Below are 13,838 nucleotides of genomic sequence, written 5' to 3'. Positions count from 1 at the left end.
GCCCCATGCTCACCGTTCACATCCGCGTCAATGACGCAGGCACGGGTCGGCCGACGCCCGTACGCCTCCGGGTGTCTGCGCCGGACGGCACGAACTATGCCCCGCTCGGCCGCTTTGCGGACTTCCCCCACGGCGTCAACGAGGACGTCGGTGGCGGGCTGCGGCTCGGTCGAGAGGCCTGGTTCGCGATCGACGGCGCCTGCGAAATCCCGCTGCCTGCCGGCGTCCCACTCCGCGTTCAGGCGACGAAGGGGCCGGAGTACCGTGCTCTCGACACCGCAGTGAGCTTGGGTGCCGGGCAGATGGCGCTCCGCTTCGCTGTCGAGCGCTGGTACGACCGACGTGTCGACGGCTGGGTGAGCGGCGACGGCCGCTGTCTATTCCTGCCGCCCCATGCGGCACTGCTCGAAGCCGCGGCCGAGGACGTGGACGTCGTCAACCTGCTGGCCGCGGTTCAGCCCTACCCCAGCATCGACGGCACGGCGTACCGTACCGTGCCGAACCTCGCCGCGTTCAGTGGCCAGGCTCCGGCGCTCGAATCCGACGGTCGGCTCGTCGTGGTCAACACGTTGAACGACCACCCGGCGCTCGGTACCGTCGGGCTACTGCACTCGCACCGCCCAGTCTTCCCGCTCACGTTCGGGGGCGAGGACCCAGACGACTGGGGCGTCTGCGACTGGTGCGATCAGTGCCACCGTAAGAACGGCCTGACGGTGTGGGTCGAGGCGTTCCAGCGGCACTCGGGGCTCGTAGGCGGCGAGGCACTCGTCGCGGCGATCCTCGGCAAGATCGACGCCATCGAGGTGACAGGGAGTTCGCGCTCGGCCGTGTTGCCGTGGCTCTACCGGCTCTGGTCGGCTGGCGTGCCGGTTCCGCTGGTCGGTGCGAGTGGCAAGAACAGCAACCGCGCCCCACTCGGGGTGCAACGCACCTACGCGAAGCCGGCCGCGCCCGGGTACACTGGGTGGGTGGAAGCCGTCCGCGGTGGCCGCTCGTTCGTGACCGCGGGGCCGATCCTGTCACTGTCCGTCGAAGGCGGCCGTGCCCGCGCCGAGGCGCGGTCGCTATCTCTTTTCGATCGGCTGGAGTTGGTCGCGGACGGGACGGTGATTGGTGCGGTCACACCACAGCCCGACGGGCGCTGCGTCGCCGCCGAACTCGACGCGGCGGTTGGTGGAGTGGGCTGGGTCGCGGCGCGGTGCACTCCGACGACCGGACCGGGTTTCGCGCACACATCGCCGATTCGCCTCGACCCCACACGCACTGATGCAACCGCGGCCCGAAGTCTTCGACTACTATTGGATTCGACAGCCGAGTGGGCGGAGGCCGCGGGGCGGTACGAGAACCCGAAGCGGAAGCAGACGCTACTCGATCGTTGCGCGGAAGCTCACGCTGTTCTCACGACACACGGCTGACTGGTGCCGGGCCGGCGGGCGGTTTGTATCACTCAGGTAGGCGCGCCCGTTCGTACACGCTGCCTCGTGTCGCCACCGTAGTCACCCCCTCGGAGGCCCGCATGTCGCAGGACGCCAGCCCCTCCGCACCGTCGCTCCGTGAGCTCGCGTCCCATTTGGAGAACACCCCACTAGCGGTCATCGCGTGGGACCGCGAGGGCCGCGTGCGGCAGTGGGGTGGGCAGGCCGAGCGAATGTTCGGGTGGACGGCCGGCGAGGCGTTCGGGCGGCACACCTTTGAGATCGCCCCACCTCACCCGGACGACCTTGCTCGCGTGGACGAACTCGTCCGCGACATGCTCGCAGCCCGCCGCCCGCGGGCCGTGATGCGGAACCGGAACATCGCCCGCGACGGCCGCGTCGTGTGGTGCGAGTGGTACAACTCGGTCGTGTTCGACGACACGGGCGAGCCGGCCTCGTCGCTGTCGTTGGTTCTCGACGTGTCCGATCGAGTGGCGGCTGAGCAGGCGTTGCAGTGGGGCGAGACCCGGCTACGGCAGGTGCTCCGAGGCGCCGGGATGCTCGGGTGGGACTGGGACTTCGCCACGAGCCGGGTGCATGCGACGGCTGACATCGGCGAGTACTTCGGGCTCCCCGCGGGTCAAGAATACGTGACTGGGGAAGCGGCCTGGGAGCCGATCCACCCCGACGACCGGCCGGTGGTCGTTGCCCAAATGGAAGCGTCGGCGCGGACCGGCGGCGACTTCGTTTACCAGTTCCGCGGCTCGGCCCCCGGCGCGGACGGGCGCGACCGGTGGTTCTCGGCCCGCGGACGCACGCTGTTGAACCCGGCCGGCAAGCCGCTGCGGATCGTCGCCGTGACCGCGGAGATCACCGAGCGGGTGCATGCCGAGAACGAGCAGGAGGCGCTCGGCCAACAACTACTCGACGCTCAGAAGTGGGAAAGCCTCGGCGTGCTTGCGGGCGGCATCGCCCACGACTTCAACAACATCCTGACCGTCGTGCTCGGCAGTGCCGGGCTGGCGCAGCGGCACGTCCCGCCGGGCTCCCCGGCGGCGCCGTACCTGGAGCAAATTGAGAAGGCCGCCCAGCGGGCCGCCGGGCTGTGCCGCGAGATGCTCGCCTACGCCGGCCGCGGCCCTGCCCCCGGCGGCACCACCGACCTGTCGCGCCTGGTCCGCGACGCACAGGCACTGCTGGAGGTTTCGACCACGCGCCACGCCCGCGTTCAGTTCGACCTCGGGACCGGGCTCCCGCCGGTGCGGGCCGACAACGATCAGGTCCGTCGGGTGCTCGTGAATCTCGTCATGAACGCCGGCGAGGCGGTCGGCGACGGCGGACGAGTCGTCGTGCGGGCGGGGATGGCCGAAGTCACCGGCGCGGAGTCGGCCGAGCACTTCCGCCTGGCCCCGGCACCTGGCGAGTATGTGTTGCTGAGCGTGACGGACGACGGACCTGGAATCCCCACGGAGGCCATGGGCCGATTGTTCGACCCGTTCTTCACCACGAAATTCCCCGGCCGTGGGCTCGGGCTCGCGGCCGTGCTCGGCATCGTCAAGACGCACCGCGGTGGCATCCGTGTCGAGAGTGCGGCCGGCCGCGGCACCACGTTTGAGGTCTACTGGCCGCCCGCGTCCCCCGCCACGAGGCCGCGGCAGCCGGACCCGAAGCCGGTCGCGGCCCGCGTCGCGCTCGTGGTGGACGACGAGATGTTCGTCCGCGAGGTGGCTGCGTCCACGCTGGAAGACGCCGGGTACTCGCCGATACTCGCCGGCGACGGCACCTCAGCGTTGGAGGCGTTTCGTGCGAACCGGGCGGCCGTGTGGGTGGTCGTGTCCGACGTGGTGATGCCGGGCATGACCGGCGACGAACTGCTGGCCCGGATCCGCGCCGAGGCGCCCGACACCCCGGCAGTACTCATCAGCGGCTACTCCGACCGTCGCACCACCGCCCGCGACCCGCGGACGGAGTTCCTGCAGAAGCCGTTCCACCCCGAGGAACTCGCGGCGGCGGTCGAGCGGGTGGTCAATTCCGCAGCGCCGCCGGGGTGAAGGTGTCCGCCGGGAACTCGGCACTCACCAACTCCGCGTCGCGGAAGTAGTACTCGCCCACCAACTCGCCGTCGGCGCGGCGGATGACCGTGCCGACCTGCAGCCGCCGCTCGGCGTCGATGAACAGGGTAACTTCGCTGAACCCGTCGCGGTCGATGATCCTCGCGTCGGTCGGCGGTTGCTCGTCGAGCGCGAACGGGTCGGCTTCCACGGTCTTGCAGGTGCGCTTGATCGCGTAACACTCGCGACCCCCGGCCTGGAGTACGATCTGCTTGCCGAGGTAGGTCACCGCCAACTCGCCCGTGTCCTGCCGTTTCTTCCACGCGACGTAAGTGCGGAGCATGCTCCGGTACATGCCCGCGTCCTTGACGCAGTATCGGGAGGCGTCGCGGGCCAGGCCGCTCTTGCTGGGCACAGAGAATTCCTTGAGCAGGGCCGTCGGCCGAAAGATGACCATCTGCTCGGGCGACTTATCCTCGCTGTAGAGGCAACCGCGGACCACGTTGCCGAGCAAGTCTTTGCTGCCGCCCTGGTCCCAGATCATCCGCACGCGGATGTGGGTCTTTTTGTCCGGGCCGGGCACGTCGCCGGCGGCCACCACCCGCACCAACTCCGGCTCCTGGAGCTTGCCGGCCACACGCTCCCGCTTCGCCAGCGTCGCACGGAAGCCGGTCGTCTCCTTCTCGTAGTTCGAGAGGCACGCGGCGAGCGTCGCCACCACGTCGGTCTGGGCCAGGTTGGCGAACTGCTCCGCTTCCGTAGGTGGCGGCTCCGCCGGCTTCACGAACTGCGGTTCGTCGACGATCACCACGGTGGGCGACGCGAACCATTTCGAGTACGCGCCAAGGCCAGCCAGGCACAGGGTCGCGGCGATCAGCAGCGCGACGGCGACTCGGCGCACCATGCGGCGTCCTCCCGGGAATTCCTCGCGGCAGTGTAGCCGTCGATTCGGTTCGGAACAACTGCGGCCGGCAGGGCTTGCCCAGCTTACCGGGCCGCCGTGAAACTCAGGTTGCGGCCGACCGCGGCCGATAGTACATGCGTCACTCGGACCGGGATGTCGCGCCCCCGCCGGGTTCCATCGATGCGAAGGCTTCTCCGTACCGCGCTGCTGGTCGCCGCCGCCCTGACCGCGGCGAACCTCGCTGGCCGGCCGAATCGCCCCGCCCCGCCACCCGTCCCGGGCGCGGTGTGGATGGCGGCCGCTCAGCCCGCGCTGGTCCACCGCACCCAGTGCCCCGAGCCGCAGAACACCGCCGACCCGCGGCCGCTGCTGTGGGTCGTGGACGGCGCCGGCGACCTGCGCGGCTGCTCGAACGCCGTCTCCCAGGCGAACCTCCTCGCCGGCACACCCGTCGAGGTGGCGACGTTCCTCTGGTCGCACGGCCACCGCCGGCTCCTCGCCGACCAGATCGACGCCGACCACGCCCGCGATCAGGGGAAGCGCCTCGCCGGCCTCATCCGCATTCGACAGGCCCGGGAGCCGGGGCGTCGCGTGCTCATCGTCGCCCACAGCGCCGGCTGTGCCGTCGCGCTGGCCGCCGGCGACAACCTGCCGGCCGACTCCGTGGATCGCGTCGTCCTGTTCGCGCCGTCCGTCTCGGTCGGCTACGACATCCGGCCGACGCTCCGCGCCAGCCGCGAGGGCGTCGACGTGTTCTGCAGCAAGAAGGACTGGGTGGCCCTCGGCCTGGTCACCCGCGTTGTCGGCACCACCGACCGGTTCGGCGCCGCGGCCGCGGGGCGGAACGGCTTCCGCGCCGGCACCGTCAGCGCCGACGACGTGCCGCTGCTCCGGCAGCACTTCTGGACCGCCGACGTGGCCTGGACCGGGCACACCGGCGGGCACCACGGGATGTACTCGACGACGTTCCTGCACCACTACCTCTTCCCGCTCGTCGGCGTCAGCGTTCGCTGACAAGGAGCCCGGATGCGGACCCGCTGGCTGGCGGCGTGGGCGGCACTGCTCGGCGGCGGACCCGCGTTCGCACAGCCGCCGGCCGAGCTGCCGCTCATCCCCGTGCCGATCCCCGAGGCGCCGCCCGCCCCGTTCGCCCCCGGCGGCCCCGTCCCGCCCTACGACCACGGCCACCTGTACCTCCCCGAGCCCGGGCCCGAGTTCGAGCGGCGGCAGCCGATGCTCGACGAACTGTGGCGCGTCTCGGCCGCGGCACAACTCGGCTGGCTGTCCACCCGCGGTCTCCCGGGAACTCTCAGGCTGACGCCGCCGGACGTATTCGGCCGGACCGTCGCCGGCCTGAACATTCCGACCGACGGCCGCGGGACCGACAGCTTCCAGGGTGGGCTGAGCCTTGACGTGGGCCGCCGCCTCGGTGAACGGAGTGGCGTGGACGCGTCGTTGTTCCTGCTGCCCGAGGGTGTCCGCCGCCTCCAGGGGTACGCCCCCGGGGCGCTCGTCTACTCGCCCGACTGGACCCGCGACGCGCCGGTCCTCGTGGCCCTGCCGCCGGGGCTCGGCACGACGTTCCCGGCCACGCTCTCGACCACGTTCGTCGGTGCCGACGTGAACTACCGGTACACGCTGCTCCGCGCCGAGACCGCCCGCGTGGACGTGCTCGCCGGCTACCGCTTCGCCTACCTCACGGACGAGCTTTACCTCGGCGACCGGCCGGACGACAGCGGCCGGGCTTACCAGATCAACCGGCTCCAGGCCGAGACGACGTTCCACGGCGGGCAGGTCGGGGTGGCCGTGGGGCTGGACTACGGCGCGTGGTACACCGACGGCGTGGCGAAGATCGCCTACGGCACCGTGACCACCGACACGAGCGCCAGCGGCGCGTTCGGCTTCGCCAGCCCGCGGCCGCGGCTCGGCGGCGGGAGCTCCGGAGCCGTGCTGCCGACGGTCGGCTGGAAGGTGGGGGTGCGGTTCGGCGGCTCGGGGAGCGTGTTCGCGTCGTACTCGTTCCAGTACCTCGACCGCGTGGCGCGGCTCGGCGACGCCTTCTGCGGCTGCGGCGGAACATCCGACCTGTGGGTGAACGCGCTCGGCCTCGGCATGGAGCTGCGCTTTTAATGGCATCCGCGCCCGGTAGCGCGTCATCCACACCCGGGCGAGCACTTCGGCGGACCGGAACACCAGCGAATGGTTGTCCGACTTCAGCAGCCGGCGTAGGCCGCGGACCGCGGCCAGGAACGCGTTCGTGACCGCGGAGCGGGTCGCGTCGTCGTTCGGTGCGTCGGCGGACGTGACGACATCGGCGAGGCGTTCGAGCTCGGCGCGAACGGCCCCGCGGCCGGCGACGGCGGGCATGGCGGCTCCCGGAGTGGGGATGTGGGCGCGGGCGAAGACGTGTACAAACGAACCGTAAGCTCTCGCCTCGGGAAGTCAAATCCGCACCGGGCGAAATCGGAGGAATCGGCCCGCGGTGGCGGCGAGCAGTTCCGAGCTATTCGCCGGCACCTTCTTGCGACTACTCGTGGAACCGGGTACGCTCCATCGACAGGTACAACCCGTACTCCGACCGTATCACGCATGCCATTTCAAAACAACTACGCCAACTTGGTGTCGGAGAAGAGCGAGGCCCACACCCGTCTGATCCGCGATTACGACGGCACGAACCCGGACTTCGACTACATCGTCATCGGCTCCGGCATCGGCGGCGGGGTTGTGGCGGACGAGTTGGCCGACCGCAACGCGGGAAAGCGCATCCTCGTCGTGGATGCCGGCTCGTTCGTCTACCCGACACACGCCTACAACATCTGCCGCTTCGACAACAGCGACGTGGCGGCCCACTTCGGCGTCGACAACTTCCAGCAGGCGGAGACGCCGCAGCGCTTCATCGGCGGCAAGCCGCAGCTCGTCTTCGGCGGCCGCTCCATCTTCTGGTCCGGGCTCATCCCGGAGCCGCAGGACTGGGAGCTGGACTTCTTCCCCGACGCGGTCCGGACGGACCTGAAGGGCGGGTTCCTGAACCTCGCCGGCGAGCGGATGAACGCGTCGCGGTCGCTGGGCGACAAGGCCCGCCAGTTGGCCGTCCACTTCCGGAACAGCCCGCTCGGTCAGGATTTCGTGATTCACGAGACGCCGCGGGCGCTGCACCAACCGTACCTCCTCGCGGACGGCACGCCGGCGACCCAGTTCTTCGTGGAGCCGACGGGCGTGTTCAACACGGCCGAGCTCCTGATCAACCAGACCGGGCTGACGCGCCCCACCCTCAACCTCAACGGGGCCGGGCTGTTCGTGAAGCTGAACAGCTTCGTCGAAGCCGTTAATAGCGTGCCCCACGACTGGTACGAGGTGCGGACGACGAACACCGTGACGGGCGAGCAGCGAAGCTTCTACACGCCGAGAGTGATCATTGCGGCCGGCTCGACGGAGAGCCCGAAGCTGATCAACCGGTCGTCCGTGTTTCACACACTGCCCGCCGACATCCGGCAACTGGTCGGCTTCGGCCTGACGGATCACCCGGTGTCGGCCGAGTCGCAGGCGTACGTCACGTCCGCGGGCAACCCCCGCATCCCGATCAGCCCCGACGAGCACGCTAAGATCGTCTTCTATTCCAGCAGGACGATTGCAAAGTCGCAGGTATCAGCGGGTCATGAGGTTGATGGCGCGTTCGATGTCCCAGTTGAGGGCGTCGGCTTGCGCCTTGAGCGGCTCGCCCTTACCCCCGGGGTTGAGTACCCGCAACACGCTCACGGCCGCGCTCAGCAGGGTCGTGAAGCGCTCGGCCAACCCCGGCCGGCGGCACACGTGCCGGTCCTCGTCCCACCACCGGTCCTTCTCGAAGTGCAGGCTGTTCTCCACCGACCAGTGCCCGCGAACGAGCCGGAGCAACGCGGCGGCGGTCACCACGGCCGGGTCGAGACTGGTGGCGAAGTACCGCGTCTCGCACGTCCGGGCGCCGTCGGCCCCTCGGGTCTCCCGGTCCACCCGCACGACCGCCCGCAGGCCGGGGACGTTCAGCGCCTCGCGGGCGTAGTCCGCCGTCGCCGCGTCGCACCAGACCCGCCGGGTCTCGACCGCCCCGCGTTTTTTCCCCGCGCCGTCGCGCTCGCCGACGCCGGGGTGGCGTCGGCGAACGCGGCCCGGATCGTCTCGTGCAGGTCGGGCTGGTTGTCCTTGACCGCCAGCACGTAGTCCCGCCCGGCCTCGACGATCGCCCGGGCCAGCGGGCGCTGGCAGAACAGGGCGTCCCCGGTCAGCACCCGGAGCGACGGCCAGGCGGCGAACAACTCGTCCAGGTGGGCCTTGAGGACCTCGGGCTCGGTCTCCTTCCCGTCCCCGATCGGCCAGTCGGCCAGGCACACCCGGGCGTCGTGGGCGAACACGTTGAGGACGTGGATCGGGTCGCCGTCGGCGTCGTGGGCCTGCTTGCTCGTCTTCCCGTCCACCGCGGCCGCGGTCGGGGCGTCGGCCATCACCCGGGCGAGCCACCCGGCCAGGGCGCCGCGGAACTCGTCGATCGAGAAGGCGGCGGCCGCGCGGCTGTAGGTCGTCGCGTGCGGGGCGTACGGGCGGGTCAGCCCGAACGCCTCCCGGAGGGCCGGCCAGTGCCGCTTGGCCCACCGGGCGAGGGAGGCGAAGTCGGGGTGCCGGCTCAGCAGCCCCAGGAAGACGACGGACAGTAACCCCGCGAACGGGTGGCGGACACCACGGCGGTGGCGAGGGTCCGTGAGTTGGCGGAACGCGGCGACCAGTGAGTCGGAAGTGGGTGACATCGGGGCTCCATCCCGAGGTGAGTAACTCGCAACCCGTCAACACGTTAACCGGAATTCTGGACTTTGCAATCGTCCTGTCTATTCCAGGGGGACGCTCGACGGCAACGGCCACGTGCAGTACCCGTTCAACGTCGAGATGAACGTGAACCACGAGTACTGGCACCTGCGGAACAACGACCCGTCCGCGGGCCTCGTCGACCACGACCCGAGCCGGACGCGGGTGGACATCAAGTTCAGCTTCGCCAACTGCCTGGACGACCAGAACGGTATCCACTCGCACGCCAACGACGGGTACACGCCGTTCGTCAGCTTCAAGCGGTTCGCCGACCTCGGCGACCTGCTCGACTCGCGGTTCCCGGCCGTCGCCGGCTGGCACAAGACGGCCGCCGAGTTCATGAACATGCTGAACGACACGCGGGACCGCGTCTTCGCCGAATTCAACGACGTGGAGGTGCTGACGAAGCGCTACGGTGGGATCAACGACGAACTCCGGCCGTTCGGCTGGGGCACCGTCCACCACGCCTGCGGCACGCTGCGGATGCCGTGGAAGGCGAACCGCGACGCGGCGTTCAACCCGCGGTCCGTCGTGGACGAGAACCTGAAGGTGTACGGCACCACCGGCGTGTACGTCTGCGACATGTCGGTGCTGCCGGTCAGCACGGCGGCGAACCCGGTGCGGGCGCTGGGCGGCCTGGCGCTGCGGCTGGCGCGCCACATCGGGTAGGCTCAGGCACCGCCGCCGGCCGCTCGCGCGGCCAACTCCCGCAGGTGGCGGGTCGCCGCGGCGGGACCTTCTTTCGCGCCGAACACCGCGGTGCCCGCCACGAACACGTTCGCGCCCGCACCCGCCGCCGCGCCGATCGTCGTGGCGTCAATGCCGCCGTCCACCTCGATCTCGCACGCCGGGTTGATGCGGTTCACCAGCCCGCGCAGCTCGCGGATGCGGTCGTTGCTCGCGGGGATGTACGCCTGCCCGCCGAACCCGGGGAACACCGTCATGCACAGCGCCAGGTCGATGTCGGCGAGGTACGGCTCGACGCGGCTCACCGGCAGGTCGGGGTTGAACGCCAGCCCCGCCTTCTTGCCGAGCGTGCCGCGGATGTGCTTCAGCATCGGCCGCGGGTCGGGGAGCACTTCGAGATGAACGATCAGGCTGTCGGCCCCGGCCTTCACGAAGCCGTCGAGGAACTTGTCCGGGTCGGTGACCATCAGGTGAACCTCGAGCGGCAGCCGGGTCGCGGGCCGCAGCCCCTTCACGACCACGGCCCCCATGCTGAGGTTCGGCACGAAGTGGCCGTCCATCACGTCCACGTGGACGCGGTCGGCCCCGGCGGCTTCCACCTCGCGGACGTGTTCGCCGAGGCGGGCGAAGTCGGCGGACAGGATCGACGGGGCAATCGCGGCCATGACGTGTCCTGGTGTGGGTCAGTACAGTTGCTGCGGCTGTTGTACCAACTCGATGTCCGCGTCCACCTTCTTGAGCTGGCGCTCGGCCTCGATGTACTGCACCTGGAAGACCGTGAGGCGGGCGGCGCTGTCGGGCGGCAGCTGGTCGAGCGGGCGGCCGGCGATCTCGGCGTCGGCCGCCATGCGGAGGTTCGACTGGTGGAGGGTGAGGTACTGCCGTTGCTTCACGAGCCCGTCGAGCTCGGTGCGCTGCCGGCGGGCGTCGGAGTCGTCGCAGCCGACGCCCGCGAGGGCGCACAGCAGCGGCAGGGCGCGGGTCATGGCGTGGCGGCGTTCAAGGACACGTCCATCTGCTGCCCGACATAAAGACCCGGGTTCGGGCTGTCAATCGCGTAAATGACCTGGAGCACCCGCGTGTCTACCCGCTCGGTATTCCCGCCGGTCAGCGATCGCTTCGGGATCACGAACGGCTCGACGCGGACGAACCGCAGCGGGAACGTCGTCCGCGGGTTGCCGCGCGGGCTGGCCGTGCCGGGGATGCCGGCGCGGAAGCGCGGGATGTCGTTCTCGTCGATGTCCACGCGCACGTGGAGCCGGCCGACGGTGCCGAGCGCCACCATCGCCGTTCCGGGGGCCGTGGCCACGTACTCGCCCGGCCGCACGTTTACCTGCAGCACGCGGAACGTCACCGCGGCGCCGTCCGGGGCGCTCATCCACGGGGCGGTCACCTTGAGCCGCATAAGCTCGGTCGCGGACTGCGCCAGCTGCGCCTCGGCCTGCGCAACGGCGGCGGCGGCGACGAGCTTGTCGGCCTGCCACGCCCCGGCCTCGGTCAGCGCCAGGTCGGCCTCCGCCTTCGCCACCTGGGCCTTGCCGACCTCGACGGCCATCTGGCGGCCGATGAGTTCCTCGTCGGACACGCCGCCGCCGGCCCGCTGGAGGCGGGCGTACTGCTTCACCTTGTCGTCGAGGGACGCCCGCGCCTCGGCCACCTTCGCGCGCAGCGGCGGCAGTTCCTCCGCCCGCGGCATTTCCTGCAGCTTCTGGAGCGACGCGCGGGCGCTGGCGAGCGTCGCGCGGCGGATCGCCTGCTCGGCGAGGAGTTGCCGGTCGTCGAGCTCGAACAGCGGCTCGCCGGGCTTCACCTCCTGCCCGACGCGGACGTGAACCACCTTCACGACGCCGGGCAGATTCACGCCCACGCGAATGTTCTCCGTCTCGGGTTCGACGAGGCCGGCGCCGGACACGGCCGTTTGGTACGGCGCCCGAGCGGGTTCGACGGTCGGGCTGACCGGCGGCGCCTTCTGCTGGGCCTTCGTCATCTGCACGACGGCGAAGGAGAACGACACGACCGCCAGGGCGGGAAGGGCGTAGCGGGTGAACATCGAGTGTCCTCCTATTCTTGCGCCGCCAGCGGGCCGGCGTCGCGCGTCTCGACCGATTCGATCCGACCGTCCGCCATCGACACGATCCGGTCGCCGAAGTCGTAGACGCGGCTGTCGTGCGTCACCACGACGACGGCCCGGTCGGTCGCCACCGCCACCTGCCGGATCAGGCCCATCACCGTGCGGCCGCTAGCCGCGTCGAGCGCCGCGGTGGGTTCGTCACACACCAGCAACCGCGGGCCGTGGACGAGGGCGCGGGCGATGGCCACGCGCTGCTGCTGCCCGCCCGACAGCTGGTTCGGGAACGACTTCAGCCGCGACCCCAGGCCCACCGCGTCGAGTAACTCGGAGGCACGGGCGACGGCCTTCTTGCGGTCCCAGCCGGCGATCAGCAGCGGCACGCAGGCGTTCTCGGCGGCCGTGAGCGCCGGCAACAGGTTGTACTGCTGGAAGACGAAGCCGATGTTGTCACCGCGGAACCGCACCTTGCGGCCGCCGCGCATCCGCGTCAGGTTTTGCCCCAGCACTTCCACCTCGCCGGCGGTCGCGTCGAGCAGCCCGGCGACGATCGAGATGAGCGTCGTCTTGCCGCACCCGGACGGGCCGACGAGCAGCACCAACTCGCCGTACGGTATCTCCAAGTCGACCTCGTGCAGCGCCGTCACGCGGGCGTCGCCGGTGCCGAACTCCTTCGTCACGCCGCGGAGGGCGATCGCGGGTTGCGTGGCCGTCGCGGTCATCGGAACACCACCCCGGCTTCGAGGAACAGGACGCGCCGCATGCTCACGAGCGCCGCGGCGGTGACGATGACCGCCACCGCGACGGCCGTGAGGGCGAGGATTTGCCACGGGAAGTAGAACGCCGGCGGCGCCGTCTTCACCACCCGCTCGAACACGTACCCGAACAGCGCCGCCCCGCCGACGCCGATGCCGTACCCGATGACGCCGACCACCGCGGCTTGCAGCAGGATCATGCCGACGAGCCGGAGGTTGCCGACGCCCATAGCCTTCAGAGCGCCGAACTGCTTCAGGTTCTCGATCGTGAACAGGTAGAACGTCTGCCCGGCGATCGCGCAGCCGACGACGAACCCGAGCGCCACGGTGATGCCGAAGTTGATCGGGATGCCGGTCCGCTTCAGGTAGTAGCCGATGGTCGTCCACACGAAGGCGTCGTCGGTCAGCGCCTTGTGGCCGGTCTGCGCCTCGATGCGCTGCCCGACTTCTTGGGGGCTCACGCCGTCCTCCGCCTTGGCGAGCACGAACGACAGCGTCTTCCGCTCCTGCGGGATGAACTGGAGCGCCTGCGAGTACGTGCAGTAGAGGATCGGGAACGTCTGGAACGTCGGGCTGCACTCGCACACGCCGACGATCACGGCCCGGCGGTCGTTCAGCTCCAGCGTCTTCGCCCCGGGCACGAACGGCTCGTCGCCGAACAGGTAACGCCAGCCGAACTCGTCGATGAACACCGCGTCCGGGCGGCGCAGGTCTTCGACGCTGCCGTGCAACACACGCCACGGCGGCGGGGCTCCGACGAGCGTGGCGTTGTCCAGGCCGAGGATGATGACCTGCTGGAAGTTGCCGTCGGTCAGGCGGGCGCGGCCGAGCCCCTTGTACAGCCGCACCGCCCACTTCACCCCGGGGACGCCGCGGACGCGGTACAGGTCGTTCTCGCTCAGCGGCTTCACGTCGTCGATGAACTGGACGTTCTTGTCCATCACCCACAGGTCGGCGCCCTGGATGTCCCGAATCTGGCTCGTGGTGTTCCGCATCAGGCCGCAAAAAATGGCGCTCTGCTGCGCCATCAACAGCGCGGCGAAGCTGACGCCGAAGACGATGCCGAAGTACTTCGTGCGGTCGCCGGTCAGCATCTTGAGCGCGACCCAATTCATGGCGTAAACT

12 protein-coding genes and 1 pseudogene are annotated in these 13,838 nt (G+C 70.2%); 6 read left to right on the top strand and 7 right to left on the bottom strand.

Features of this window, described 5'->3' with window-relative positions:
* Window positions 1-5 precede the first annotated feature (5 nt).
* Window positions 6-1,415: a CehA/McbA family metallohydrolase domain-containing protein gene (locus tag ETAA1_RS16980; protein ID WP_145240492.1), complete on the top strand. Its 1,410-nt coding sequence runs from the start codon at window positions 6-8 to the stop codon at window positions 1,413-1,415.
* A gap of 101 nt (window positions 1,416-1,516) precedes the next feature.
* The gene (locus ETAA1_RS16975) at window positions 1,517-3,466 is read left to right on the top strand and encodes a PAS domain-containing hybrid sensor histidine kinase/response regulator (protein WP_145240490.1); all 1,950 of its coding nucleotides are present in this window, start codon (window positions 1,517-1,519) and stop codon (window positions 3,464-3,466) included.
* On the opposite strand, the gene ETAA1_RS16970 is transcribed toward ETAA1_RS16975, so the two are convergent.
* Window positions 3,441-4,370: a DUF1571 domain-containing protein gene (locus ETAA1_RS16970; RefSeq protein ID WP_145240488.1), complete on the bottom strand. Its 930-nt coding sequence runs from the start codon at window positions 4,368-4,370 to the stop codon at window positions 3,441-3,443. The two genes, ETAA1_RS16975 and ETAA1_RS16970, sit on opposite strands and share 26 nt — an antisense overlap.
* A 180-nt stretch (window positions 4,371-4,550) precedes the next feature.
* On the opposite strand from ETAA1_RS16970, the gene ETAA1_RS16965 reads away from it, so the two are divergent.
* The 3 genes from ETAA1_RS16965 (at window position 4,551) to ETAA1_RS33850 (ending at window position 8,567) form a co-directional block, all read left to right on the top strand.
* A complete protein-coding gene (locus ETAA1_RS16965) occupies window positions 4,551-5,384 on the top strand; it encodes an alpha/beta hydrolase (RefSeq protein WP_202920183.1) in 834 nt (277 codons plus the stop codon).
* Between the two features lie 12 nt (window positions 5,385-5,396).
* Window positions 5,397-6,500, top strand: coding sequence for a BBP7 family outer membrane beta-barrel protein (locus ETAA1_RS16960; protein ID WP_145240484.1), 1,104 nt, complete (start codon window positions 5,397-5,399; stop codon window positions 6,498-6,500).
* A gap of 459 nt (window positions 6,501-6,959) precedes the next feature.
* A complete protein-coding gene (locus ETAA1_RS33850; RefSeq protein ID WP_390621217.1) occupies window positions 6,960-8,567 on the top strand; it encodes a hypothetical protein in 1,608 nt (535 codons plus the stop codon).
* Here ETAA1_RS33850 and ETAA1_RS16950 read toward each other — a convergent pair.
* Window positions 8,528-9,148: pseudogene (locus tag ETAA1_RS16950) on the bottom strand (ISAs1 family transposase); the annotation flags it as partial. The gene ETAA1_RS33850 and the pseudogene ETAA1_RS16950 sit on opposite strands and share 40 nt — an antisense overlap.
* A 112-nt stretch (window positions 9,149-9,260) precedes the next feature.
* Between ETAA1_RS16950 and ETAA1_RS16945 the strand changes: the two are divergent.
* Complete coding sequence (locus tag ETAA1_RS16945) at window positions 9,261-9,872, top strand: GMC oxidoreductase (RefSeq protein ID WP_202920182.1); 612 nt, start codon at window positions 9,261-9,263, stop codon at window positions 9,870-9,872.
* Window positions 9,873-9,874: 2 nt separating this feature from the next.
* On the opposite strand, the gene rpe is transcribed toward ETAA1_RS16945, so the two are convergent.
* From rpe to ETAA1_RS16920, 5 genes are read right to left on the bottom strand one after another with little or no spacing between them, the layout of a single operon-like run.
* Window positions 9,875-10,555, bottom strand: coding sequence for a ribulose-phosphate 3-epimerase (gene rpe / locus ETAA1_RS16940; protein WP_145240481.1), 681 nt, complete (start codon window positions 10,553-10,555; stop codon window positions 9,875-9,877).
* A gap of 18 nt (window positions 10,556-10,573) precedes the next feature.
* Window positions 10,574-10,876: a hypothetical protein gene (locus tag ETAA1_RS16935; protein WP_145240479.1), complete on the bottom strand. Its 303-nt coding sequence runs from the start codon at window positions 10,874-10,876 to the stop codon at window positions 10,574-10,576.
* Window positions 10,873-11,940, bottom strand: a complete 1,068-nt coding sequence (locus ETAA1_RS16930; protein ID WP_145240477.1) for an HlyD family secretion protein — start codon at window positions 11,938-11,940, stop codon at window positions 10,873-10,875. The genes ETAA1_RS16935 and ETAA1_RS16930 overlap by 4 nt, the downstream gene beginning before the upstream one ends.
* A gap of 11 nt (window positions 11,941-11,951) precedes the next feature.
* The gene (locus ETAA1_RS16925; RefSeq protein ID WP_145240475.1) at window positions 11,952-12,680 is read right to left on the bottom strand and encodes an ABC transporter ATP-binding protein; all 729 of its coding nucleotides are present in this window, start codon (window positions 12,678-12,680) and stop codon (window positions 11,952-11,954) included.
* The gene (locus ETAA1_RS16920) at window positions 12,677-13,828 is read right to left on the bottom strand and encodes an ABC transporter permease (protein ID WP_145240473.1); all 1,152 of its coding nucleotides are present in this window, start codon (window positions 13,826-13,828) and stop codon (window positions 12,677-12,679) included. The genes ETAA1_RS16925 and ETAA1_RS16920 overlap by 4 nt, the downstream gene beginning before the upstream one ends.
* Between the last annotated feature and the right edge of the window lie 10 nt (window positions 13,829-13,838).

The sequence above is a fragment of the Urbifossiella limnaea genome, from assembly GCF_007747215.1.
In the GTDB taxonomy this organism is placed as follows: domain Bacteria; phylum Planctomycetota; class Planctomycetia; order Gemmatales; family Gemmataceae; genus Urbifossiella; species Urbifossiella limnaea.
The sequence above is the reverse complement of the archived record's forward strand: the minus strand, read 5'-3'. Positions and strand labels throughout refer to the sequence as shown.